17 protein-coding genes, 1 tRNA gene and 2 pseudogenes are annotated in these 26601 nt (G+C 44.2%); 6 read left to right on the top strand and 14 right to left on the bottom strand.

The window, feature by feature from the left end:
* Nucleotides 1-131: 131 nt before the first annotated feature.
* The 8 genes and pseudogenes from T3H97_RS12595 to T3H97_RS12560 form a co-directional block, all read right to left on the bottom strand.
* Nucleotides 132-355 (bottom strand): annotated as a pseudogene (locus T3H97_RS12595) (IS3 family transposase); the annotation flags it as partial.
* 475 nt (nt 356-830) lie between these two features.
* Nucleotides 831-4847: a GH32 C-terminal domain-containing protein gene (locus T3H97_RS12590; RefSeq protein ID WP_328802735.1), complete on the bottom strand. Its 4017-nt coding sequence runs from the start codon at nt 4845-4847 to the stop codon at nt 831-833.
* A 190-nt stretch (nt 4848-5037) separates the two neighbouring features.
* Nucleotides 5038-7311, bottom strand: a complete 2274-nt coding sequence (locus T3H97_RS12585; protein ID WP_328802734.1) for a GH32 C-terminal domain-containing protein — start codon at nt 7309-7311, stop codon at nt 5038-5040.
* On the bottom strand, nt 7308-9776 hold the full coding sequence (locus T3H97_RS12580) for a PfkB family carbohydrate kinase (RefSeq protein ID WP_328802732.1): 2469 nt from the start codon (nt 9774-9776) through the stop codon (nt 7308-7310). Before T3H97_RS12580 ends, T3H97_RS12585 begins: the two co-directional genes overlap by 4 nt.
* A 24-nt stretch (nt 9777-9800) precedes the next feature.
* A complete protein-coding gene (locus tag T3H97_RS12575; RefSeq protein WP_328802731.1) occupies nt 9801-11426 on the bottom strand; it encodes an ABC transporter substrate-binding protein in 1626 nt (541 codons plus the stop codon).
* Nucleotides 11427-11550: 124 nt separating this feature from the next.
* Nucleotides 11551-12447: a carbohydrate ABC transporter permease gene (locus T3H97_RS12570; RefSeq protein ID WP_103048545.1), complete on the bottom strand. Its 897-nt coding sequence runs from the start codon at nt 12445-12447 to the stop codon at nt 11551-11553.
* Between the two features lie 13 nt (nt 12448-12460).
* On the bottom strand, nt 12461-13411 hold the full coding sequence (locus T3H97_RS12565) for an ABC transporter permease (protein WP_250245126.1): 951 nt from the start codon (nt 13409-13411) through the stop codon (nt 12461-12463).
* 310 nt (nt 13412-13721) lie between these two features.
* Complete coding sequence (locus tag T3H97_RS12560; protein ID WP_103048543.1) at nt 13722-14690, bottom strand: LacI family DNA-binding transcriptional regulator; 969 nt, start codon at nt 14688-14690, stop codon at nt 13722-13724.
* A gap of 472 nt (nt 14691-15162) precedes the next feature.
* Between T3H97_RS12560 and T3H97_RS12555 the strand changes: the two genes are divergently transcribed.
* The 4 genes from T3H97_RS12555 (at nt 15163) to T3H97_RS12535 (ending at nt 17001) form a co-directional block, all read left to right on the top strand.
* Nucleotides 15163-15345, top strand: a complete 183-nt coding sequence (locus T3H97_RS12555; RefSeq protein WP_328802820.1) for a DUF2961 domain-containing protein — start codon at nt 15163-15165, stop codon at nt 15343-15345.
* The gene (locus tag T3H97_RS12550; RefSeq protein WP_328802730.1) at nt 15305-15475 is read left to right on the top strand and encodes a DUF2961 domain-containing protein; all 171 of its coding nucleotides are present in this window, start codon (nt 15305-15307) and stop codon (nt 15473-15475) included. Before T3H97_RS12555 ends, T3H97_RS12550 begins: the two co-directional genes overlap by 41 nt.
* A gap of 37 nt (nt 15476-15512) precedes the next feature.
* A complete protein-coding gene (locus T3H97_RS12545; RefSeq protein WP_328802729.1) occupies nt 15513-15971 on the top strand; it encodes a DUF2961 domain-containing protein in 459 nt (152 codons plus the stop codon).
* A 190-nt stretch (nt 15972-16161) separates the two neighbouring features.
* On the top strand, nt 16162-17001 hold the full coding sequence (locus T3H97_RS12535; protein ID WP_328802727.1) for a LacI family DNA-binding transcriptional regulator: 840 nt from the start codon (nt 16162-16164) through the stop codon (nt 16999-17001).
* A 772-nt stretch (nt 17002-17773) separates the two neighbouring features.
* Here T3H97_RS12535 and T3H97_RS12530 read toward each other — a convergent pair.
* From T3H97_RS12530 to T3H97_RS12520, 3 genes are all read right to left on the bottom strand, one after another.
* The gene (locus T3H97_RS12530; protein WP_328802726.1) at nt 17774-19255 is read right to left on the bottom strand and encodes a glycoside hydrolase family 32 protein; all 1482 of its coding nucleotides are present in this window, start codon (nt 19253-19255) and stop codon (nt 17774-17776) included.
* Between the two features lie 11 nt (nt 19256-19266).
* Entirely contained in the window at nt 19267-20502 is a 1236-nt protein-coding gene (locus T3H97_RS12525; RefSeq protein WP_103048541.1) for an MFS transporter, read from the bottom strand.
* A 199-nt stretch (nt 20503-20701) separates the two neighbouring features.
* On the bottom strand, nt 20702-21685 hold the full coding sequence (locus tag T3H97_RS12520) for a LacI family DNA-binding transcriptional regulator (protein ID WP_328802819.1): 984 nt from the start codon (nt 21683-21685) through the stop codon (nt 20702-20704).
* A gap of 728 nt (nt 21686-22413) precedes the next feature.
* Here T3H97_RS12520 and pdxR point away from each other — a divergent pair.
* Nucleotides 22414-23844 (top strand): MocR-like pyridoxine biosynthesis transcription factor PdxR, encoded by a 1431-nt coding sequence (pdxR, locus tag T3H97_RS12515; RefSeq protein ID WP_328802725.1) that lies wholly within the window; start codon nt 22414-22416, stop codon nt 23842-23844.
* 175 nt (nt 23845-24019) lie between these two features.
* Here pdxR and glyA read toward each other — a convergent pair.
* A pseudogene (glyA, locus tag T3H97_RS12510) lies at nt 24020-24667 on the bottom strand (serine hydroxymethyltransferase); the annotation flags it as partial.
* A gap of 369 nt (nt 24668-25036) precedes the next feature.
* Here glyA and T3H97_RS26410 point away from each other — a divergent pair.
* A complete protein-coding gene (locus T3H97_RS26410) occupies nt 25037-25252 on the top strand; it encodes an IS3 family transposase (RefSeq protein WP_442955642.1) in 216 nt (71 codons plus the stop codon).
* A gap of 40 nt (nt 25253-25292) precedes the next feature.
* Here the strand turns inward: T3H97_RS26410 and T3H97_RS12505 are convergent, their stop codons facing one another.
* Nucleotides 25293-26021: a type 1 glutamine amidotransferase gene (locus T3H97_RS12505; protein ID WP_328802724.1), complete on the bottom strand. Its 729-nt coding sequence runs from the start codon at nt 26019-26021 to the stop codon at nt 25293-25295.
* A gap of 71 nt (nt 26022-26092) precedes the next feature.
* Nucleotides 26093-26163, bottom strand: a tRNA-Cys gene (locus T3H97_RS12500).
* Between the last annotated feature and the right edge of the window lie 438 nt (nt 26164-26601).

Genomic DNA, 26601 nt, shown 5'->3' with positions numbered 1-26601 from the left:
ATCGAAAGTTATCGACAATATCCTGTATTTTGGAGCAGCGTCAACATCCCCCTCAAAATAACAAAAGCAGCCAGCAGTAGAGTGACCCCTTAAAGTTAGACACGTATTATTTAGGCAACCTGTTGGGCATGCACTCGGTATTGTACCGGACTCATGCCCTTTAATTTTGACACAGATGATAAATAAAGCTTTTCTCCAAACAACTTAAATTCAGTAATGTCGGTTGCCCACTTTTCATTGGGTTTTTCTGCTTGAAAATTACGATCAAGTACGTTGGGAGCAATCTTACCTACTGTCCCACTATAGGAACGATATTTCTTCATGCGAACCACTGATTCAATCCTAATTCTTTCATTCTATCAAATTACTTAAGCGTTCCCTCACCCATTTAAGCAAGATGAGATTTGGCATTGTCAAAATAAATGACCTCCCATACCTCCCATTCAATCTCAGGAAAGTAAGCATATCCAATTAGAAATCGAGCAAAATTCAATAATAATGCTGTAGCCACTAAATTTTTCATATCGGGAAGATCAGTCGAGATCAGAGTAAAAGATCCGTTTAGCAGACGAGCAGTATTTTCGCTTCTACAACAATAGACGATTGCAGAAAAAACTAAGGACCGGTCACCTGAAGAATACAGGTGATCGGTCGCCTCATAAACGTGCTTTTTTTAATGTATACTATGACCAAAAGCAGCAATCTGCTTTTACCCTTCATCTAATCCGATTCCTCATCAATTAAGCCACCCACGGCACTTTCATAAGAAAGCCTGATAGCTATGGCGTACGACCGTACTAGCCTTGACCATCTGGCTTTCCTTTAACCAGTTATTTGTTGATCTTCTTGTTTATCTGAACCGGTACGTTGAAATCATCGACGTTAATATGTCCAAATCCGTCTTTGGATTGGTCAACCACCTTAATGTAAAGCTCCTCTCCAATATAATTTGATGCATCCCAAATCTTCCGTTGATATTCTTCATAATTTGTCGCTGTCTCTTTAAATAACTCTTTGCCGTCCGACGCCCGAACCAGCGCAACATACAGACGGTCTATATCCCGGCCGCCGCTGATAAGGAAGTTGATCTTACCGTTCCCACCAAGGACGAAATTTTGAGATCTTAGCGCTCCTGTCAAGCTGTCGCCGCCGGCTTGTTCGTTGAAGCCCCATAAATGGTAGCCGCCCGGAATTTTATGCGACGGGTTGAAGTAAATGGTGTCCCAGAAGAACTGGGTATTGGTCACATGGACATTCTGGAAGGCGTCTCCTTCCGTGATCCATCCTGTTAAGTCGCCCGTAGCAAAATCATGGTTAGGCAGCTCTGTAATATCCTTATACACGGAGTTATCCCAGTTATCGGGCACATAGACCGGAGCAGCCGGTTTACCCGTTAAGGCATTCATATCCCATACTTGCATAGACTTGACAGTGATATCGCCATCGGCCCAGATCTGCAAGCCCAAGGAGTCGTATCTGCCTACATAGACACGAGTTGTCAGCTTCTTCTTGTAATTTGCAAAGGCTTCAATGACCGAGCGATCGAGGAAGATATGGAGTTTCAAGTTCTCTCCGTCAAGATCTACATATCCTCCTTGAATGCCGTCCACACGCACGTCCGGATCAATGCTGCTCTTGGTTCGATCCACATTGAAGGTCCCGTTCGTCTTGTCGTAGTAAATGAGCGTCTCTTCTTGGCCTTTTTCCGAGCGTCGCACCTTGAGACCGAATTTCTGGGCCTCACGCGGATCAATCTCCATCACAACCTCTAGCATGTCGCCTTTGACATTTTGGATCAATTGATTGGCACTCTCCAAATTTTTGTCCGAAAAATCAACCCGTTTTTTCCCTCGAAGGCTCTGCAGTTCTTTAATCGGTTCGATATGCAATTTATCATGCTTATCGAGGCTTAGTGAAACTGGCAAAGATAAATTATGAGCCCATCCGGATTGATATTCGGCTTGCGGTGTTCTTACATTTTGCACCATGGAGAATACGACCGTTCTTCCGTCAGGTGTGACCAGACCGCTTTCTGCGGTTAAATAGCCGTCACCCACATCCATTTTGGAGGGTGCCTCCTGGTCAGGAATAAATTTGAAGTTATCCCGGTCCCAGGTCCCGATCCAGTAAAAGACCTCAACATCTCTTTGCACATCGTTTGCTGGAGGAACATGCTCCGGCTTTTCATGGGGATTAATCATGAAAATATATTTTTGCTTGCCCGTACTATCCGTGCCTACCGGCAATAACACTGGCAGCTCCCATACCGTACCCAACTCCGGATAACGGCTTCTGTCACTAACGTATAAAGGCCCCTTATATTCCCAATTGTACATATCGTCGGATACATACACCAAAGCTGTGCCGCTGCTGACGTCTGGAAGGCCAGACGTCACCAACTGATACCACTTGTCCACCTCTTTGTCGTACCATACAAATGGATCGCGGAACTCGTTGTGGATGCCTTTTCCGTTCTGCTCCGTTACCGGTTTAGGATATTTCACCCATTTTTCCAAATAGGGATCGGACAAATCCGCCGGAGTTGCCAGCCCGGTTCTTTGGTTCGGCGACAGGGAGTCGTTGCCGGCGGTATAGAACAGAACGGGATTGCCGTTTCGATCATACGCTGCACTGCCTGACCACGTGCCGTCCGGATCAAGGGTGCCCGCTTCGGGCGCAAGAGCAGGCCTTACATTTTCCCAGTGCACCATATCGTCGCTCACCCAATGCCCCCAGTGGATTTGATGCCAGTATGGACCTTGCGGATTATGTTGATAAAATAAATGGTATTTGCCGTTATAATAAATCGGTGCATGTGCTTCATTCATCCAGTTTTGCGGAGGCATTGCGTGGTACTGGGGACGGTGCTGATCTCCGTCAAATACACTTGGTTCCTCATCAATGTCCGCATTCGGAATTTTCGGAACCGAACCCCCGTGAAGCGCCTTCACGCTCTCATATCCAGCAAGTATCTCCTGGTTCGTAAGAGCTTTGTTATGCAGCTTCACTTCATCTATGAGTCCGCTGAACATATTGAAGGAGAACAACCCTGCCAACTCTACTGGTTTATTATTTTTTCCGATGATCAGGCTTTCGGTAGATGGTGTGATCGGAACGTTGACGGGGGTTGCTTGTGAAGCCACTTCCTCACCGTTTAGATATAACTTAATCTTTCCATCTTCTTTACTGAAAGTAGCGGCCACATAATTCCACTTGTATTTTTCCAACGGGTGATCCTTTACCCATACCTGAATCCACTGGCCGCCAATGCCTACCTGCATCGACCATGTACCGTGCCGATACATTCCAAGAGAAAAGCCTTCCGCTTTATCCTGATCGGATTGGTTTACGATCGCAGATAGCTTGTTTCCGTCTCCCCATTCATAGCTCCGCGGTGCAACCCAAGCTTCGATGGTTAACGCGTCGCTTACAGGCACAGTATCCTTTGCATTGACCTCAATATAATTCGAGTATCCATCAAACAACAAGGCACCGCCTTTTATTCCACGCGGAGTCCATCTTGGATCCTTCGATGCCATATACCTGGCGTTGTTAAATACATAGTTCAGATTATGCTTAAGATTGCGTACATTCTCCAACACTTTCTTTCCTGCGCCTTCATCAAGGTTTAAGTAGAAAATGGTACCCACACCACTTGCTTGGAACCCATCAACGGCAATGCTGGCTTCATTGGAATAATCGATGACCTTTACATAAAGCTTCTTGTTGTAGTGTTCCTGCACTTTCCATGAGATTTTCTCGTTCGCACTGACATCCCCGGTTTTCATAAGCAATGTGTTGCTATTCGCATCGTAAAGTGCGACATAGGCGTTTTCCGGTTTGAGGATATCCAAAATAGTGAAGTTAATTGTTCCGGTTCCCTGAAGCGTGAAAGTATTAGAGGTGATGGAGCCCTTACCTTGCACGGAGGATTTGGCATAGAAGTTCCCTTCTTTGCTCGCATGAGCTTCGTCGGTCACTTCAAAAGCATCTCCCTCAACCGTCCAGCCATCGAGATTTCCGGTTTCAAAGCTGGGATTATCGATTTCATAGCGTTTGAAATCTGGCTTGATATCCGTCGCAACAATTCCTTCAGCTGGCTCCGATTCATGGTACACGGAGAATGCGTCCGCAAAAATTATTCCCCAATCCGAGGTTGCATTATCGACGACCTCCACATACAGTTTCTTGCCCAAATGTGTGGAAAGATCCGCCTTGTATTGCACCATATTGGCAAGCCGCATGCCCTGCGCAGGATCCGGGAAGCCAACGTCGGCGAATGCGCTATTTCCGTATCGGGCAATAACTTGTCCCGTATCGACTTCCACAATATTTATAAATACCTTGTCTGGGTTCTTCGCACCGCCAAGCCTGAAACTGATCCAGCCGCTGCCGCCCAGCTCGAAAGTGCTGGAACGAAGTACACCTGTCGCAGATTCGTCATACTTCCAGCCGTTTAAATGATAAGCGCCTTCCTGGTTATACGGTATTTTTTCCGCCCACCAAGTCGTTTCGTCTGTTACGCTATTCGGACCGAACGCATTGCCTTTGACAGCGGTCCATCCCGTCAAATCTCCTGTTTCAAATCCAGGATTCCGGATTTGATAGACCGAATCCGTAACTGACAATCCCGCGTGATTCTTAGGGATGGTTGCAAATCCCGGATTCTTGATTTGATAAACCGCATCCGTAACCGACGAGTCCACGTCATTCTTAGGATTGAGCGTGTTCCCAGCATCAGTTCTAGATTCGGCTACTGCGGTGATTCCTGGAACAACAAGCTGGAGCACCATAGCCCATATAAGCATCCCTGATATCCAACATTTTCCTGTTTTCACCTTTCTCATTCTAGCTCCTCCTTCGAAATTTCTTACACTTTCAAACATCGATACTTCATTTCGAAATGCTCTCCTAGTACAAAGCTGAAAGTCAAGAAGAAAGGAGAAAATAAATGAAACGTTTCCAATTAGAGAAAAGCAAAGTTACTTAACTTTCTGGTGGTTAGCCCTATTGGTAATCGGTGTCTAAGCGATCGTATTACCAAATGGACTGCATATCCCATATTTCCAGGGATTTAACAAACGGTTCTCCATCTCCCCAAATCTCGAGTCCCAAAGCATCCATACGGCTCGGGTATACTCGGGTTGTCAGGCTTTTCAATCCGTTTGCATAAGTTTCAACCATGGAGCGGTCCAAATAAATGTGAAGCTTCAGATTCTCCCCAAGTAGCTCCAGCTTACCGCCCTGAATCCCTCCGCACTTTTCTCCCGGATGCAGCGTCGTTTTCGAGCGGTCGACCATGAGCATCGCTTGATTCCAATCATAATACAGAAGGGTTTCTTCCTCACCGTCCGGCGTACAACGGACCTTGATTCCGAATTGTTTGGCGCTACCGGGCTCCAATTCCAATTGAATCTCAAGCATGTCGCCATGTACATCCCTGAGCCGTACATTAGTTTCAGCCAATGACTGATCCCGAAGCGATAGCCGCTTGGCGCTACGCAGCGATTGAAGCTCCTGAATCGGCTCTATTCCCAGACGCCCGTCATCCCTCAAATACACGCTCAACGGCAAGCCGCCGTTATGAGCCCAGCCCGACTTATATTCCATCTCGGACGTCCGGTCGCCTTGGGCTATCGTAAAGACGATATTTCTGCCGGTCTTCGGATCAACCATTCCGCTCGGTCCGGTAAAATGGAAATCCCCGACGTCAATTAATTGAGGCTCTTCTTGATCGGGGATGAACGAAAGATTTTGCTTGTCAAGTTGTCCGATCCAATAGAACACCTCGACATCCGCTCCCTTTCCCACAGGACTTACAAGCAGGAGATGTTTGTTCACTCCCTGCTTGTCACTCCCAAGGGGAAGAAGCACAGGGAGCTCCCAGATGGGTCCAAGGTAAGGAAACTTCTGAATATCCGCTTTAAAAAATGGCCCCTTATACGTCCAATTCAGCATATCCTGTGACGCAAATGCCAGTGCTGCTCCGCCTTCAATTCCGGACCCGACCAGAGCATACCAGCCGTCATCGTCCTTCCATACGAACGGATCCCGGAAATCCCCAAATGCGCCCATTCCCTTCTTTTGCACGATCAACGGCTCCGGATGTTTGACCCAGTGAACCAGATCCGGGTTTCCATCAAGGGTATAGGTGCTTCGGGCAAGCGCCACGCTCTGATTCGGCGAAGCGCTGTCATTACCTGCCGTAAAGAACAAGACAGGCAGGCCGTCTGCATCATAGGTTGCGCTTCCCGACCAGATCCCGTCCGGTGCGAGCTGATCTTTTTCAGGCGCCAGGGCCACGGGTAGATCACGCCAATGCACCAAATCCTGACTTACCCAATGTCCCCAATGGATCTGATGAAAGAACGGCCCATGCGGGTTATGCTGATAAAACAAATGATATTGCCCGTCAAAATAGATCGGTGCATGGGGTTCGTTCATCCAATGGGCTGGCGGGCTAACATGATATTGCGGTCTGTGCCGATCAAGCAGCAGTGGCGTCCGGTCCAGCTTGATCTCGTCATAGTTTAATTGCGGCCGGACTCCTTCGTGAAAGGTATCCAGTACATGCCGATAAGAAGCGGCCACTTCTTCCGCACTCAGCGCCCGATTATAAATCTTGAGTTCATCAATGATACCGCTAAACATGTGCAGGCTGAACACTTCCGCCAGCAGGCTGCTATGGTTATTCTTGCCGATAAGAAGTTCCGAATCCGTCGCCTCAGCCAGGCGGGAACCACAAGGCAAGGCCGCCGAAGCAATTTCACTGCCGTTCAAATACAGCTTGATTTCGCCTTGGTTCCCATCGAACACTGCATTCACGTATGACCATTCATTCTTGGGCAGTTCATGGCCGTCCGGCGACCAAAGTTCCTTCCAGTCCCCTCCTTCCAGCCCGACTTGGAAGGACCAGGAACCGTGACGGAACATGCCGAGCAGATAACCCTGCTTACGATCCAGGTTGTAGCGGTTCACAATAGCGGACAATTTGCCATCATCCCCCCATTCATAGGAGCGTGGGGCTACCCATACTCCTATGCTTAGCGCTGATCGATACTCTGGCTCGGTGTTCTGATTTCCCTCATCGAACGAATGCGCAATGTAAGTCGAATAACCATCGAACAGAAGCCCATTTCCAATTACTCCCTGTCTCCACCGTGGAGGGCAAGGTTTAGTAAACTCCGCTTGGTTAAATACGTACTGGATATTATCCTGGACTTGGGATACGCTCTCCAGAGCGCTTGTACCGGTTCCTTCATTGAACGCCCAATACATGATCAATCCCCGATTATCGGTTGCATGGCTCATACTTCAACCCTCCTTGATGTCTGCTCCGTTGGGCCATTGGGAATATGAATGGAGTTAAGAGCATGCATATGAAACGAGTTCAGTACAACTTCCCCTGATTTCACACTTATCTCAATACGATCCATCGGAGCATCAGGGAATATTTGATCCGTCAGTGCAACCAAACCCTCATTCGCGTACACTTCAACCGCGTTGCGATCCAGCCAGATATGCAGCTTGATCTTTCCATTCTCCGGAACCATTCTAGCACCGTGCTTGCACGCAAACGATGGGTGGAAGTCAGTCAGGCCCGATTTCGAACGGTCGATGAATAGCCATTGGCGCACAGGGTCATATCCGATAATAGTCTCACTTTGCCCAGAAGACTTCATTTTAATATGAACCTCATCCCCGGAACGAATGTCGATATCCGCTTCAATCTCAAGCAGAACATCATTCATTTTTTGCGTAAACGGCACTGCCGGCGTAACCTTGACCTCATTCCAGCAGAGCGTTTCTTTCCGCAGCTGCTCTATTTCCCGAACAGGCATTTGGGTCAGAACTACGCCCTCGTCTCGGCTGGTCAATGACAAGACGCGAGGCAGAGTCATTGCGCCCCTCCAGGCTCCGGTAGGCGTTTGGTTGGCATATTTCCAGTTGCTCATCCATCCGATGATCATGCGCCGTCCGTCTTGCTCAGCTATATCCGACCAAGTGACCCCGGCATAATTGTCCCGGCCATAATCCAGCCACAGGATATGGTTGGCCGGATTGTCATTGATGAACGTATATCCGTCGAACTCTCCGATAAAGTATTGTGTGCGCGATCCTTCTGGACAGTTGGGATTGTCCCCGATGCTTACGATAAGTACCCATTTGGAACGCCCGCTGTCATCAACCGGCAATTCAAAGAGATCAGGGCATTCCCAAACTCCGTCATGTGAGCCTTCACTCTTTCCGAATTTGCCTGACAACGACCATTCACGCAGATTGTCCGAACGATAAAACCGAACGTGATCTCCCCCGACAAGAGCCATAATCCACCGCTTACTTTGCGAATGCCAGAACACCTTGGGGTCCCGGAAGTCAACTAGATCTTGCTCATCGAGTATTGGATTCCCCTCATATTTGTGCCAAGTTTGGCCTGTATCGCTGCTGTAAGCCAGGCTTTGCCGCTGACGAGGTTGTCCGGTATCCGGACAGATGTCTGCATGAGTGAAAAGCGCGATCAATCCATGGGAACCATCGAACAGTCCGCTGCTATTATTCCAGTCAACCACACAGCAACCGGAGAAAATAGCGCCGTGCTCATCCGGGAACAGAGCGATAGGCATATGCTCCCAATGAACCAAGTCTTGGCTTACGGCATGCCCCCAGTGCATTGGCCCCCATTGGTTGCTATAAGGATGGTGCTGATAAAACAGATGATAGATTCCCTCGTAATAGACTAATCCGTTCGGATCATTCAACCAATGGGAGTGAGGTGAAAAATGAAAACCCGGCCTTAATATATCGTCATCGTGCTGTTTATTTGTCTCGATCATCTGTTTAATCTCATCTGTCGTCGGCATAGATTGAAGAGCTCCTTTCCGTGTGGTTACCAATGCACCGCCGGAATTAGCAAAAGTTAGCATGCTGATGATTTGCTGTTTGGTCAGCTGATTCAAAGAAATACCGGCTTCCAGTATCTTATATAACAAGCAGCCCAGAAAAGCGTCGCCGGCTCCCGTCGTATCGATGGCCTTCACTTGAAAACCCGGCACATATCCGTCATGACCAGCCAACCGGTAATAGCAGCCTTTTTCCGCTAAAGTTACGACGATCCAGGCGATGCCGAATTGTTGTTGCAGCTCTAACGAGCCTTTTTCCACATCAGTTGTACCAGTTATAAAGCAGAGTTCATCTTCCGATATTTTCAGGATGTCGGCATACTTCATGCCCCAAAGGATATTCTGTTTCGCCTCCTCTTTACTCTCCCATAAAGCAAACCGGATATTCGGATCGAATGAAAGCAGGACTCCTGCCTCTTTAGCCTTCACAACTGCTGCTCTTGTTGCCGTACGGACCGGCTCATGGGTCATCGACACAGAACCAAAGTGCAGTGCATGGCAGTTTTCAATCCTATCAAACGGGACATCCTGCGTGCGCAAGTATGTATCCGCTCCTGGCTTCCGGTAGAAGCTGAACGATCGGTCTCCGTTGTCATCCAGATGGACAAATGCCAGCGTTGTATTGGCTTCATCTGTAAACGAAAGCGCAGACACGTCGATGCCGCCGTTCATCAAGGTATCGTGCAGCAAGGAACCGAATCGATCATCCCCAACTTTGCTAATCAACGTCGCTCTAGCTCCTAAACGGGATAGAGCAGCTGCTACGTTAGCCGGAGCCCCTCCAGGATTGCATTCAAACTGCTCGTTGCCTCCCGCTGTACGACCTGAGGGAGTAAAGTCTATCAATACTTCCCCAATGGTTATTACATCAAGCACAGTTTCTCCCCACCTATCCTTTGATTATTTATTTATTAAATTTGCATTATAACGGTCCAGCCCTTTTTGATAGATCTCCATTAATTCGTTCAGCCCCATCTTCTCTAGTGTCTTCACATAGCTGTCCCACTTTTCATCTACGCCGCCATCGACGATGAACTTGCCTCTTTGGGTATTTACATATTTAATAAGTTCTGGCTCAATCCGATTGATTTTATCTAGTTCATCCGGCTCAAAGAAGATGCTCGGATAGTTTTCCTTTGTCATATATGGAGTGTAATATTTCTCCAAATAATCAGCACGCTTCTGAGCCCGGGGTTCCATATCCACAACTTTTCCGAAGTCATCGAAAGTAATGACGCCCGGATTTCCTGTGCCTGGAGCCACTTTTTGACGGAATTCACCTGCGGAGGCTCCCTCAGGAAGCGGCAGGTTCACCAATTTTCCTTTTTCGTCCTTCTTGAATACGACATCCAACGGACCCCAGTGAATTTGAGCCGCCATGTAAGGGTCATACTGTTGATCGATCCAACGCATCGTCATTGCCGGATAACGGTTCTCCTTTGTAATCACGAAGCCACCTCGTCCCGGACCGCCGCCGTTGTTGCGGCCGATCATTTGATCTCCATTTGGGCCTTTAAGCGGGGGCAACAGAGCATAATCCTTACTACGCTCCGGTCCGACAACCTCTTCGACTTCCCACCAAACGTAGGAGCCAAGCGTTTCATCTGGTGTTTTGCCTTTTGCTAAATACTGAGCAGCGTCCTGGGTGAACGATTCAGGGTCAATCAGGCCCTGCTTATACCAGTTATCATGAATATATTTTAATGTTTCCTTATATTGAGGTTGCGAAGCGGTAAAGATCACTTTACCTTCGCGTACGATCCGGTGTTCCAAATTATCCGGAAGACCGAAAGCTCCGAATATGCCGGCAATGTCACTACACCATTGCATATGCATAAAGCTTAATGGGATTTCATCAGCCTTGCCATTGCCGTTCGGGTCCTTCGTTTTAAAGGCAATCAAAGCCTGCGTGTATTCATCCAGCGTCTGAGGGACTTTCAGGCCCAGCTTATCGAGCCAATTTTTATTGATGACATGAAAGAAGGGGTTGGTATCGAGCTTATTCTCTTCCCACGACGGCAGCCCATAGATGTGCCCGTCTGGCGCTGTGATAGCTAATTTAATGTCAGGCCGACGATCGAGAAGCGCTTTCAAATTAGGCGCATATTTATCAATTAAATCCTCCAGCGGAATGATGGTTCCGTCTTTACCGTAATTGATTAGATCGTAATCTGTAAATCCGGCTCCGTAAAAGGCGTCTGGCAAATCTCCGCTGGCCAACAACAAATTTTTCTTCTCTGCAAAGTCAGTGTCTGGAATGTTTTCCCAATCAATCTTTACGTTTGTTTGTTTTTCCAGCCGCTTAAAAATTTCCATTTTCGAGTAATCCGGCGCTAAAGCAGCTTTTGGGGATACCATCTTTAATGTCACCGCTTCTTTAACAATCGGAAGACCGGTTTTATTAAAATTCGCATCCTGATCCGGGTTTACTATCTGATTTTTTGACTCGCCACCGCCTCCCGAACATCCGCTAAGTGCAAATACTCCAGCCAGCATTAGAATTCCAGCACTTTTGAATAATTTCATCGTACATAACCTCCTTTATGTCATTCCACAAGCTGAAAACTTCCCTTGCCTTGTTATATATTTGTCTGAATGCTGGATCTATCAATTCTGTTGCACATTCCCCCTTTCAGGCACCATGAAAATGTTAGCCTTTGATCGAGCCGATCATCACGCCTTTAACAAAGTATTTTTGCAGGAAAGGATACAAAATCAGCAATGGTAGACTGGATACCATGATGACACCATATTTGATAAGCTCTGTAACGCGCATCTTCGCTGCGTAAGATTCCACGTCTATCATCATGCCCGAGTTGGCCTGATTCTGGACAAGAATGTTGCGCAGAACCAGTTGCAACGGATACTTGTTTTCGTCGTTCAAGTAGATCAAAGCGTCAAAGAAACCATTCCAGAAGCCGACAACATGATACAGTACCATTACGGCTATAACCGACTTAGACAAAGGCAATACAATGCTCCAAAAAAATCTGGTATTGGAACAACCATCAATCGAAGCTGCCTCCCACATTTCATCCGGGATGGTCGACTGAAAAAAAGTCCTTACGATAATGACATTGAACACACCACCTGCTCCAGGAATAACAAGTGCCCAGATCGTATTCAGCATGTGAAGATCTTTGATCAGCAAATAGGTTGGGATCAGCCCTCCACTAAAAAACATGGAGATCAGTAAAAACCACATAATCGCCGATTTTCCCGCCAGTCCTTTACGAGCTAACGGGTAAGCTGCACATACGGTCACGGCTACTCCGATTAATGTTCCTAGGCCCGCATATAAAATCGAGTTGGCATAACCAATCCATATAGATGAATCACTGAATATCCGCCCGTATCCATCCAGCGTAAAACCCTTTGGAAAAAACCATACTTCTCCTGAGTAGATGAGATTGGGGTCACTGAGTGAAGCAATCAACACAAAATACAACGGGAATAATACAAGTAGCATCACTATGGTCAACATGACGTAGTTGACGATGTCAAACCACATGTCTCCCTTGCTTTTTCTCTTTAATAATTGATTCAAAATGAACTCCCCCTTACCACAGGCTGGTTTCAGTCAACTTTTTGGCGATCCGGTTGACGGTGACTATCAGGATAATATTTACAACTGAATTAAACAGACCAATTGCCGTAGAAAAGCTGTATTGTGCCTTTTGAATCCCGATTTCATAAACATAGGTCGGAATGATATTGGAAGTGGCATAATTCAAATCGTTCTGCATAAGGAAAGCCTTTTCAAAACCGATGCCCATAATGTTACCGAGTGCGAGAATCAATAAGATGACGATCGTCGGCAAAATACTTGGAATATCCACATGCATTACGCGCTTCCATTTGCTTGCTCCATCCATTATCGCGGCTTCATGCAATTCTGGATTGACCCCTGCCAGCGCAGCAAGGTAAATGATGGTAGCAAAACCTGTCTCTTGCCAAACCCCTGATAAAATATACAATGGACGGAACCAACCTTCGTCGGCCAAAAACATAATGGGGTCTCCTCCGAACAAGGTGATGATGTGATTCACGATTCCGCTGTTTGGAGACAGAAAAACATTAAGCATACCGACGAGCACTACGGTAGAAATAAAGTGTGGTGCGTAAATTACAGTTTGTACAATTTTCTTGTATCTTTTGGCCAGCATCTGATTCAACATAATCGCTATAATAATCGGAGCTGGGAAGCTAAACACAAGCGATAGGATACTGAGTGTAAGTGTATTCGTCATAATCGTCCAGAAGTTATAGGAATCGAAGAAATCAATAAAGTGCTTAAAGCCTACCCACTCGCTTCCCCAGATCCCCCGACTTGGTGAAAAATCCTTAAAAGCAATTTGTATTCCATACATCGGATAGTACTTAAATACGAGATAAATAATAATGATTGGCAGCAAAAACAGATACAGTTCATAGTCACGTTTGATCTGGTTCCATATGTTGCGATTTGGCTTGATTGTGGAATGATCCAGCTCACTAGTTCTTGAATTCATCACTACACTGCCTTTCTTGTAAAAGGATATTTTCATTTTTGAAACGTTTCCAATTTATTATAAGAAAAACGTCAGTCGGTGATCCATACCATAAATCCACCAAATGAGCTGAAGTTTTTCCAAAGTCAAAAACAACTTGCCTAAGATAATGGGAGACGATACATTTGCTGATTTAAACTTATTCCTTCGATCTTTTAACAGAGTGGTCTGATTGTCAAATGAAACGTTTCCAATTTTCTATAAGAAAAAATCAAGTTTGCATATCCAGACTGTGATTCGACTTTACGAGCTAATATTTTTACAATTAAAATCATGTAGTTTCGCCTTGCCTGAAGATAACGGGGAGACGATACACTTGCTGATCTAAAGTTTCACCTTCGATCTTTTGATACAGTAGTCTGATTGTTAGACGTGCCATCTCCTCCACTGGTTGCCTGATTGTAGACAATATCGGATGAAAATAACGATGATCCTGAATGCCGTCGTAACCGATGACCTTTACATCCTCTGGAATACGAATCCCCTGCCTACCTGCTCTTTCTATATATTTGGCGGCAAACATATCGGTAATAGCGAAAATGCCGTCCACATCCTGATGCTTAGATAGAAATTCGCCAAAATAGGCTTCGTCGTCCACAATAGGATCTGGTTTCTCGTATACAACATAGTCTACACCTAATTTTTTTGCCTCATCAATGAAACCTTTTCTTCGATTCATGGTTTCACTAAAAACGGAAGTGACGCTTCCCATAAAAGCCGGTTTTTGGGCCCCTGCTTTAACAAGTTCCCTCAAAGCTAGACGGCCTCCCTCATAATTATCTGAGGTCACACAAGTGATTTTTTTGTTGAAGTGCCTATCAATACTTAGAATTGGAATGTCATTGCTTACGCTATTTTCTATATCATTGTAAGTAATGCCGACAATACCAGCCACTTTGTTTTGCCGTAGCATATCCAGGTAATACAGTTCCTTTTCGGGCTTGCCGCCGCTATTACATAACATGAGCTTAAAGCCTTCCCGATCCAACTCATCCTCAATGTAATAAGCCAGTTCAGAAAAAAAAGGATGCCAGATACTTGGAAGCAGCAAGGCTACCATCTTGGATTTCCTCATTTTAAAATTTCGAGCGACTTCATTAGGAAAATAATTCAGTTCTTGTATAGCTTTCTCCACTTTTCTGCGTGTATCTGGTTTTACAGAGCCCGAGTTATTAATAACGCGGGACACCGTTCCCACAGCAACACCAGCTATCTTAGCTACATCTCTAATACTTGGCATTTAACCCCCCCATCTCTCTTATGAAAATTATAATAGCACTAAGTTGGAAACGTTTCAATTATTTTTTGAAGCGCTTTTTTTCCTGACCGTTTTCATGCTTCCTAAAGAATGCCGCCACTTTAATGAACATCTATTGTCAGATTGCATGATGCATCTTGAAATACCAAGGCTTGTGATGAATCATCATTAGAACGATCTAAAATCTGTATCAAATTTTGTCCCGGAAATATGCCTACGCTGCCGACCCCGCATATGAATTTCATGTCTGTGCTTCAATCGCACCTATTCGTATTTCGGGATCTTCCCGAATGGTAAGTGTTTCTATTATTTTCAGGAAAACGTTTTACTATATTAATTTTTGTTTTTTTATAATACATTTTTATATCTCTATTTTATAACGAATGTAAGCGTTGACATTTAAACCGACCAAACCGAGACCGGCTGGTTCGTATTGCGTGACCTGGTATTGCGGATGTATTGGGATGATGAACAGACCCCTTCCGTGGAAGTTCCGCTGGGCGATTTTTTCTGCAACGGCTTCGGTGCCAGAGCGATCGTCAATTCCTTGCCAATCGTGGTGAATCCGGTCGGCGGCATGAACAGTTACTTTTGCAATGCCTTTCATAAAAGCCGCCAAAGTAACCATAACCAATGAGCATCCCCAGGAGATCGAAGCGTTCTTCTACCAGTTTGATTACGTGTTGGTTGATGAACTCTCTGAGGATACGGAATATTTTCACGCCCAATTCCGCAGGGAAAATCCCACAAGCTTAAGCGATTATTAATGGAATTAAAGGAAGAGGCAAATATGTCGGCACCTATATGGCATGGACTTCTTTATCGCGTTATTGGTACGGCGAAGGCGAAGTGAAATTTTATCTCGATGGCGATCGGGATTGGCCGACCATCTGTGGAACGGGGACGGAGGATTATTTCGGCGGCGCTTGGGGCTTCGTGAAATACGACAACGGAAACCCGGTGCAGGAACAGACATACTCGACTCCCTTTATGGGTTTTCCGCATTTCCAGGTGACAGACAACACCAGATCGCATATTTATGATGGAGCTGCAAGTCCGATGCGCGGCTTCTATCGTTGGCATATACTTGACCCCATTTTGTTTGAAGAGGATTTACGCGTCACCGTTCAACAGATCGGGCATGATGGAAAAGCGTTATTTGAAAGAAGTGACGACGTGAGTTCCGTATGCTATTGGTACCAGACCGAACCGCATCAAGTGTTTCCCGCACTGCCTGGCGTACTGGAAAGACGTCCTCGCTAATCTTAGGTAAAGCCGGTAAAAAAGTAGAGCTAAAAAATGGATAAGAAAAGGGTTACCTTAGTTCAAGTCGCAAAAGACGCGGGCTGTTCGCCCGCGACGGTCTCTCATTTTCTGAACGGCAACTTTCATAAAATGGGCTCGCAGACGAAAGAAAAAAATCAGTCTCTCGATCACAAAGTTAGGGTACCAAGTGAACCCTGTTGCGAAAAGCCTTATTACCGGCAAAATGCACACGATTGGGCTCGTTTTATCCGACAGTACCTACGACGGTTATTTTGAGGACTTATACTTCCTCCATTTTGCCAAAGTTATTAAGCAGCAGTTAAAGATGCTGGGATATAAAATAATGCTGTTGGACTTTGAAGAAATCTTCATGAATATCCAGATGGTCGACGGGATCATCGTCAAAGCGACCATAGGTACGGAAAAATTTATGCCCAAGTTGATGGATCTCAACGTACCGGTCATTACCATTGGACGTCACAATTTATCCTATGGAGCGCACGTGTTACGTGTCAACGACTACCAAAGCGGTCAGACCGGGGTGAATCACTTATTATCCCGTGGGTATCACAAACTGGTTATTTTAACTTATCCGCACGGTCACGTGCCCGGATTCGACGACCGACTAAACGGTGCCAGCGATACCTTACAGCAAAACGGAAAACTAACGACCGTTATCACAGGAGATATGACGGAGAAATTCGGTTACGATACCGTGATAAATCTGGCTCAAACTAACCAACTGCCGCAAGCGTTGTTTTGTTTAAGCGACATATCCGCCATCGGGGCCTTAAAGGCCTGCAAAGATTTAGAGCTGTCTGTTCCACAAGGCCTTGCCGTTTTGGGTGTCGATGATATGCCGACTATCTCTGAACTGCTGAGCTTATCGACGATCCGGCATCCCATCAATGAATTGGCTGTGGCCGCTTCCAAGTTAATGATCGAATCCATCGAGTCCAACGGGCAGCTTATCACGCCTGTCGAAGAAGTATTTCCCACAGAATTAATGGTTCGACGCACTAGCTAATATCACAATCTACTTCTAGCAAGGCATAAAAAAGTTGAGCACAGGGAATAAATTAATCCCCTGCTCGACTTTTTTTGTGATTAAATTAATTCACTTCTGCTTCAAGCAAGGTTCTTCAGCAGTTTGAATAAGTACCGCCCATAAGCTGCGTTGCTGGAAGTCCATCTGTGGGCCGTCTTCTATGTTTTTAGAATTTACATTTTTCATGGCATTGATATAATGTTCTTCCTCTCTTTCTGGTAAATAAAATGAGTAAGTCAATTTTGCTTGATACGGTTTTTTAATCTAAATAAGCTAGTTCGATACTGTTACTAAATCCTCTGAAAATTCCTCCTCATTTTTGGATTCAGTAAAAATTAATGAGATGGTTACCTTAGGAGAATTTTTTTGAGAATATCGATTATAACTTACTTGTTAAAATCATCCACACTCAGCTTTTTGAATGACCGTGCATTGACTCCCGACCAATTATTCTTTGAGGATCGGCTTCAGCATCAACGCAAAGTCGACACGCTCCCACTGCACACTTGATTTTATTCCATCCGCGATACACATTTCATCATCCACAATTAATAAGCGATACATCTTACACCCCTTTCCTTTATACAGCAGGGAACTTTGTGTCAATGTACATAGGGGTCTGTTCTTCCGCTCATCTTATCTAACGGTCTGTACGTTTGGATGCAAAACGGAGAATTTTAAGTATAGATCAACAAGAAAAGGCTGCTTTCTAAGTCATTACAAGGACTCAGAAAGCAACCTTTTCATTGAGTTATTCAGCTTGCCATATATCTTTCAATTTCCAATATGTCAGCCCATTTACTAGTGCCTCTCCACCCTCTGTTATGATTTCTATGCCTAGCAATTTCTCACTCGGATAGATGCGACTTGTCATCGTAGCTTGCCCTTCATTCGCAAACATTTCAATGGATGAGCGATCCAGATATACGTGCAATGTCAGCTGTCCCTCAGCATTGAAGGCTGTTTGACGTACTCCATCCGTCTTTTTGCCTGATTTAGAACAATCAAGCATAAGTTTCTGACCCGGGATAGAATAAGTGATAACTGTTTCCTCCTCACCTGTTCCGCGAAGCTTCAAGCCTACCAGGTCTGCACTTGACTTCGTCAGGTCGAACACGACCTTCACTTCAAGCAGATCCGCTTCAACTTCCGTCAAGTAACTTCCAGAAATAGCGCCATATTGATACAAAACATGTTTACTTTGACGAAGTAACTTCATTTCTTCAACTGGAGTCATCAGTACTTTATTATTGTCACCCAACGTAATTACACGTGGGATCGTCATTGCTCCACACCAGCCGTCTGCTTTCGTCGGCATATCCGCTTCCCACATATCCATCCAACCAATCGCAATGCGGCGACCTTGATCATCTAGAAAAGTTTGAACCGCATAGAAGTCATGACCATTATCCAACTCGATGAACTCTCCATGCTTATATTCATTACTATCATAATTATATTCGCCAACATAATATCCTGTCTGGAACAAGTTATTGTACTTATCTCCTTGCGCATCAATACCTTGTGGGGAGAACATAAATATGTGCTTACCGTTCAGTTCAAAGAAATCAGGGCACTCCCACATGAAGCCCATATTCTTATCTCCCTGCAGAAGCACACCATGATAGGTCCAGGTTCTAAGATCAGGAGATGTATATAGAATAACACGCGGCAGATCTTCTTTCGTGCTGTTACCTAGGATCATGTACCATGTATCCTCATGCTTCCATACCTTCGGATCACGGAAATGCTGCGAGCTATCTGTCGGAGGTTCAGCGATTACAGGATTCTGCCTTAGTTTTGTAAAATGAATGCCATCTGTGCTTACTGCCACATTTTGATTTTGGAAAAAGATATTGTTTGGTTGATCAATATAGTGATGGCCAGTATAGATCAATGTCAGTTCGCCGTTATTATCTACTGCGCTTCCTGAGAAGCAACCATCAAGGTCACACGCATCTCCAGGCGTTAATGCAATCGGACAATGCTCCCAATGTACAAGGTCTTTACTCTTCACGTGGCCCCAATGCATTGGGCCCCAGTTCTCATCATAAGGATGATGCTGATAGAAGGCGTGATATTCACCTTTGAATTGAATTAATCCATTTGGGTCGTTAATCCAGTTTGCTGGTGCCATAATATGATAACCTAATCGGTACCGCTTGTTCATTTTCGCTTCTGCCTGTTTCAATGCTTCCTCAGCTTGCTTCGTATTGTTATTATATGTGTTCATCTTTCTTCCTCCTATGCTGTTTCAATATGCTTGTTAGGCTTGGGATTCAGCCTTTTCGGTTCTTTCTTTAAGGTAAAGATTGAGATTGTTGTAAAGGCAAATACGAAAACACCCATAATCACGTACGTATTTGCAAAGCCTCTAATGTCATAAGACATACCGGCGATTGGCGAGAAGATCGAAGCTCCTACCTGACTCGTAAACTGGTATCCCACCAGATACAAGATCGAAGACAGACGCGTATCGAAATTTGCAGCCAAGTACTTAAATACAGAAATCAGCATGATTGGCAGTTCCAATGCGTGAATCAATTTCATAGCTGAGATTCCATAAGGTCCAATAACTAAGCCTGAACCCATGATCCGGAACGCCATCAAAAACCCTGCCAATATCAGACCCTTTTTTGCTCCAATTTTGTTGACAATGAAAGGCGCTAAGAACATCATGCCTGCTTCCAAGAACACTTGTAGGGAATTTAAGTAACCGTAAACTTGATTGCCTAATGCAACCGTTGAGAACGTCGATGAAAAGTAATTCGGGAACTGCTGGTCATACACATTGTAAATACAGGTAACACCAAGAACATATAAAATGAAGAACCACAAATGCTTATTTGCAAACAAATGGCCGATTTGCTTAAAGTTAACGGATTCTGCTCGCTCCATCTCGGAATCTGTCATTTCAACTTTAATAGTCATCATAGTGATAAACAGAATGACAGCAGATACTGATGCAATCCAGAAGTTAATGTTAGGGTTGATATTAAAGAGCTGACCAGCGAAAAACGTTGCTGCTGCCCAACCTAGCGAGCCCCACATACGAGATTTTCCGTATTCAAAGTCATATTTTCGGCTGACTTTCTCGACATAAGATTCGATGGCTCCGATCCCGGCCAAAAAAGAAATACCCAAGTATAATCCGCCTACAATGGCGCCGAGAAATACATTGTATTGAAGTAACGGCCCATAGATAAAGATATAGAAAGGACCAACAAATAAGAGTAAAGAACTGATTAGAAATAAAATATGCTTCTTTAATCCGATTTTATCAGATATATAGCCATAAAGCGGTTGCATACATAGCGCAAAGATAGCGTTTACAGTAAAGATAACACCTGTTTCAGCACCATTCAGACTGATTTCTTGCCCTAGCCAGATGGAGAACAATGAATAACTTGCTGACCAAGTAAAGAAGAAAAAGAAGAAATAGGCACTTAGTTTCCAGTACATGCTCTTTGACTTTCTCATATAGAACGCTCCTCAAGTTGGACATTTAATGTAAATGAAAGCACTTCCGTACTTACAGATCGATTATATGTCAACCGCTTTCATATATCAACCGCTTGACATATTTTCGAAAGAAAAAGAGCTCTCCTCTTTGATTTCAATTACTCTAATAAGGATAGCTCCACCTTCTATCACAATGCTGAAAACTATGGAAACTGTGTTAAGCTGTACTAGCTTCAATCAGTTTCACTGGTAGGTAGGTTTCTCGCGGGACATCACTGAATCCACCTTCAATTTCTTTAATAAGTAACTCTATGGAAGATCTAGCGATCTCCTGTATTGGTTGCTGAATTGTCGTTAATTCAGGGAGAAGATTGCGGGTTGTTTCTGTTCCGTCATATCCAATTACGCGAATATCTTCAGGAATCCGTTTTCCTCTTCTTCTTGCTTTAGCAATAAAAGACGCAGCCACCAAGTCATTACTCGCGAACAATCCATCTACTTCAGGATGTTCATCGAGCAAGCGTTCAATCGGTTCATCGTGATTCTGTTGGTGAAAGGGATCATGTACTTCATAGGTAATTGCCTTTCGACCATACTGCTCCATCACATCTTCATATGCTTTTCTTCTTAAGCTTGCTGGTGTTTCCAATTCAACAGGGCCATTTATGTGCAAGATATGCTTGCACCCCTTTTCAATAAGCAGTTCTGACGCCAGTTTGCCACCCAAATAATTATCCGATCCTACAACTGGGATTGAATCGGATAGGAAGCGATCGATCGCAATGACGGCAATATTCTTCTGTTCATAATTTACGATACCTCGGTTGTGTGTACCAACGATAATACCGTCAACTTGATTTCGCATAAGCATATCGACATAAGATTCTTCTTTATCCAGCTGATTTAAACTGTTACAAAGCAACAGCTTATAACCTAATGACGCACAAATATTCTCTATATGAAAAGTCAGCTCTCCGAAAAATGGGTTGCTTGTAGTTGGAATGATTAATCCAATCAGATTTGTTCGTTTACTAAATAATGACCGAGCCACATCATTTGGTAAATAATTCAGTTCCTGCATCGCTTTATGAACTTGATCCTTCGTTTCCTGACTGATATAGCCACGATTATTAAGTACGCGAGAAACCGTAGTCGGTGAAACTCCAGCTAATTGTGCAACATCGTTAAGTTTTGGTTTCATTGATTCAACCTGCCTTCTCTCCATGCCAAGTCTCCAATTATTCTATTATTTTAACATGGTTAAACGTGAAAAAACATGTCTCCAGCATTCCGCGCTGTATATGCAATGACATCATTTTAACCATTGTTGTTCATCATATTTCAATAATATATGTTTCTGCTTCTCCTCACATATCGTTTTAGAGGGCATGATTACTTTGTTACTTACCTTTCAGTCTCAACTCGAAATATTGGAGAAACAGATGGAGAAATTGCCGGAAACCTTCCAGAGGTCCATTTGCTAAAAACTATTCCTGGGTTGGCGTAAACTCGCGTCTATTATTGTAGTTGAAATCGGTGATGCGAGACAGTTCGAGGGGCTAAAACTATCACGATAAGAAAAAGAAGGTAAGCCTTACAAGGTGGTTGTGATCGTCTGCGCCAACAAGCCTATACATCACATGTATGGCATCCCTAGTAGAAACGAGTCTTATCGCCTGTAAAATACCATATTCATCCGGGGGGATTCTGTAGGAGCAGAAGGTTTCTTAGTCATGTTTAACAAACTAATTGGGGACGTCCATAAACAATCATTTCCGGTCCACCATCTTTAATTTACTAGCTCGATTATTGCAAAGGAAACTTTAATCATGTTAGTATATCAATTAATGGAGTGGTATATATATCAACGAACAAATGATTTGAACAGTCCATATTTTTTTGTATTTAATAGCACCTGAGGTGAATTTGATGTTAATAATTAATCGAGACGATGGACGCCCCATTTGGCAACAACTTCTAGATCAATCGATCCATAATATCACGACCGGGAAATGGCCCCCCGGCGAGTTATTACTCCCCTCTCGTGAACTCGCTCAATTGGTTGGTGTTTCTCGTTCAACCATACAGATCGTTTATGAGGAATTGTTCAGCCGAGGGTACACTGTGACATCTCGTCGAGGCGGTACAAGAGTCAGTGAATGGGCGTACATGCCCCATTCTTTAGAGGAAGCATCACCTCAAGGGCCCATGCTCCCCGAATTACCTTTATTAGACGTTTCGATCGGTCATTTGCATAATTGGATCAGAGGCAAAGAAAATCAAAATGTAGAAATTGATTTCAGCCCTCATGAACCGTATTTAGATGAACATTTTCAAAAAAATTGGAGACAATCGTTTTTACAAGCCTCCACAGAAATAGATCTGGACAGTTGGGCTTACGGCAACGCCTACGGGTTTGTGCCGCTGCGTGAACAGATTCAACGATACTTGTCTCTTGAACGAGGCATCCACGTGAATCTCGATCAAATACTTCTAACCTCGGGTGCACAGCATAGCATCGATTTGATCGCTCAGGCCCTTTTAAATGAAGGAGAAACTGTTTCTCTTGAAGATCCTGGCTTTCCTGCTGCCTGGATGGCCATGACTTATCGACGTATGCATGTCGTTCCCGTTCCTGTTGACGATCACGGTCTACGAGTAGATCAAATTCATCCGCAATCCAAGCTTGTTTTTGTCACACCTTCGCACCAGTGCGCGGTTGGAGTCATTTTGTCGGAACCCCGCAGACAACAATTGTTGCACATGGCCGCTCAACATTCATTTTGGATTGTTGAGGACGATTACGATAGCGAATTTCGATATCGCGGCAAACCGCTTCCAACTTTATTCAGCCAGCAACCTCAGAACATATTGTATATGATGAGTTTTTCCAAGATGGTTGCTCCGGGTATACGGATATCGGCGATCGTTGGTCCCAATGAAGCCATTCGCCAGCTCACCCATGTCCATGAATTAACCTATCGCCACCTTCCGATTATGGAACAATTAACGCTTGCTCATTTTATCGAAAGCGGCCATTTCACACGCCATATGAGAAGAATTCGAAATGTATACCGACGTAGACACGAAGCTATGACGAAAGCCATCACCGTGACAGGTCTGAGCGAACGATTCACACTAAGCGGCGTAGAAACAGGATTGCATATGCTTCTTGAAGCTGAAAAGTCGTTCGATGAAGAAACCTTGACGTACCAAGCGCTCGAAAAAGGCATCCGTGTGTATCCGCTTAGCACGTACTGTTTGGAAAGTGATCGAAAAGGATGGGTGCTGGGTTTTGCCAAAGTAGATGAAACAGCCATTGAGGAAGGCATTTATCGGCTTGCGGAGATGCTTTTATAGCACAAACATTTTCACTCCAGTGATCTATATCTAGGTCTTTCTTCTGGAAAGGAGGACCTTGTACTTCTCACAGCACATGACTCACTATATCGAAGGCATTAGTGGGCCTCCCCCCGGTAAAACAAGGAGATCGTTCTGGTGTATTTTTGAAAATCGGGCTGCAGATTCGGTAAACATTAGCGGTGATTCCCACTTCATCGAGTAGTGTTTCAGCTTCTTTACCGGTAAGCCCAATAGTGCGCAAATCAAGCAGTACAAGATGATTATCTATTCCTCCCGAAACGACCGTTAACCCTTCATTCATCAAACTCTCCACAAACACTTTGGCGTTTTCAAGCACTTTTTCCATAAACGTTTTGAAATCCGGTTGCAGCGCCTCGCCTAGCGCAACCGCTTTTGCCGCGATTACATGCATAAACGGACCGCCTTGTGATCCGGGGAACACCGCTCTATCAATTTCTTGCGCCCACGATTTACGGCACATAACGATACCACCTCTTGGCCCTCGCAACGTTTTATGTGTTGTAGTCGTAGCCTTCCTGAAAAATTCACTTGACTACCGTGTGTAAGATGGCCGCCATGGGATAAATTCATGCCCAAAATGGTGTCACCGGGCTCAACTGCTGCAAGATAAACCGCCATATTCGACTGCGCGCCTGAATGAGGCTGAACATTCGCATGCTCAGTACCAAAAAGTTTCTCTGACCCGGCTTATGGCAAGTTCTTCGACAATATCTACATGTTCACAACCACCATAATATCTTCTTCCCGGATACCCTTCAGCGTACTGGTTGATTTTTCTCGATCTGACTAAGTAAACAACTGTCTATTCCTGTCGTCCCTTATAAGCGCAACTATTGTCACGATAGTGTATCAATTAATGGTACGTTGTAAAACATCCATAATTAAAGGATTCGGGCAATCCATATCTTAATGCATAACCTTATAGAGGTGAATCGAATGGTAAAAGTGGACGGTGTAGTCGGTCATTTATTGTACGGCCGACAAAGTGAATCAATACACTTACCTTACCCAACTTATAATAGCTCCTTCTTCGCTAATCTCTGTTGCTACACATTTAATTTGCTAGTTATGAAAAAAACTTCTATGTCCGGTAAAAGTTGAATAATTCATATTCGGATGCACTTATCTTTCTCGGGTCCAACTAGTACTCTCCGGTTGCATTAAAACAATGCCCATTCCTAACGATACCTTTGACCTATACAAACATAACTGGATAGTACACTGGATATCCAGGCAAAGATGCAGACTCATTGAAGAGTGTAAAATCGAAATTGAGAAATACATAGAATATTACAACTATAAACGGATTAAAGAAAAAGGGCATGAGCCCAGTACAGTACCGGATTCATACCCTTCAAGCAGCCTAGCTATATCCACTATCTAACTTTATAGAGTCACTTTCTTTCGAGGCGATTCCTTTCTTTTTAATGAGGCCTTTTCTGTAAATAGCGATGAATCAATTTGTCTAAAAAGGAAAATAGGTTATTATTCATTGTTACATAATCATTATTTCTTAACTGTTCTGGTTGCTGTACAAAACGATGATTTTTATACTCAGATAGTTCCGCTTCTGAATGCTTGATCAAAAGCTCTATTAATTCGAGATTGAATTCCATATGACATTGAAACCCGTAAACAAGTTCTTGATATTCTACAATCTGTCTTGGGCAACCTTCGCTGTAAGCCATTACTTTGCTTCTTTCTGTCAATCCAGGCATATCATTATGCCAATGCCCTACAACACAGGTTGTACCAAAATGAGAAAACATATCACTGTTCTTTCCTTCATCTGTAAGAGTTATGGGAAAGCAACCTATTTCCTTTTCCGGACTATGATCATATCTCGCACCCAAGGCTTCTCCAATGAGCTGAGCTCCCAGACATACTCCGATAACAGCCTTATCTGATTCGATACATTTGTTGATTAAGGCAATTTCTGCAGCAGCATCAAAATGAGAACACATTTCAGTGGTTGTGCTTGGGTCTTGAGGTCCACCCAGTACGATTAATAAATCAATTTTCTCCACGGAATGTGGAAGTTCCTCACCAGCATACACTTTTGAATATCCGATGCTGTATCCGTTGCTCTCAGCCCACGTCCGAAAAGCGCCTGGTCCTTCAAAAACTTCATGGACAACAAAATGAATGTGCATTATAAAACTCCTTCTTATCTACTTTTAAAATTATGTCGCTTCCTTATTGCATTAATGAGTAAAAAGATTAGAGGAAGTGTCTGGATTAGAACCAGAACTTAAGGCTTTGCAGACCTTAACCTTGTCGTTTGGCTATACCCCCAAACTGATCAAAAAAGAAATCTTGCTTCTTTTTCATTATCTTATCTACTTATCAAATTTAAATCAATTTCATACTTGTCCACTACTTCGCCTCTCAATTCATGAACCAGTTCAGCGAATTCCATTAAAAATTCCTCCTTATTTAAGTCACATATCACGTGGGAATGCCCGAAATGAATGGTCATGACAGCGCCAAAAAAAAGGTTGATAAAAGCTTCTTCAATTCATTATCCGAAAATGTGTCCAGCAAATCTCTTTTAAGAATGACGTTATGGGGATTATCATGCACACGAAATTTTTGAATCAGGTTAGCAATATGCTATCAGAGAACGGATGAGGCAGTCGGCAACTCAAACAGCCTCTCCTCATTGGTTTTTATTCAGCTCTAAGAATCAGTTAACGAAACAGAAAGTTGGTATTTTCAATCACTAAAAGTCAG

It is taken from the genome of Paenibacillus sp. LX16, assembly GCF_036252815.1.
In the GTDB taxonomy this organism is placed as follows: Bacteria; Bacillota; Bacilli; order Paenibacillales; family Paenibacillaceae; genus Paenibacillus; species Paenibacillus polymyxa_B.
Note: the sequence above shows the minus strand (reverse complement) of the source record. Positions and strands in the feature narration are given on the sequence as shown.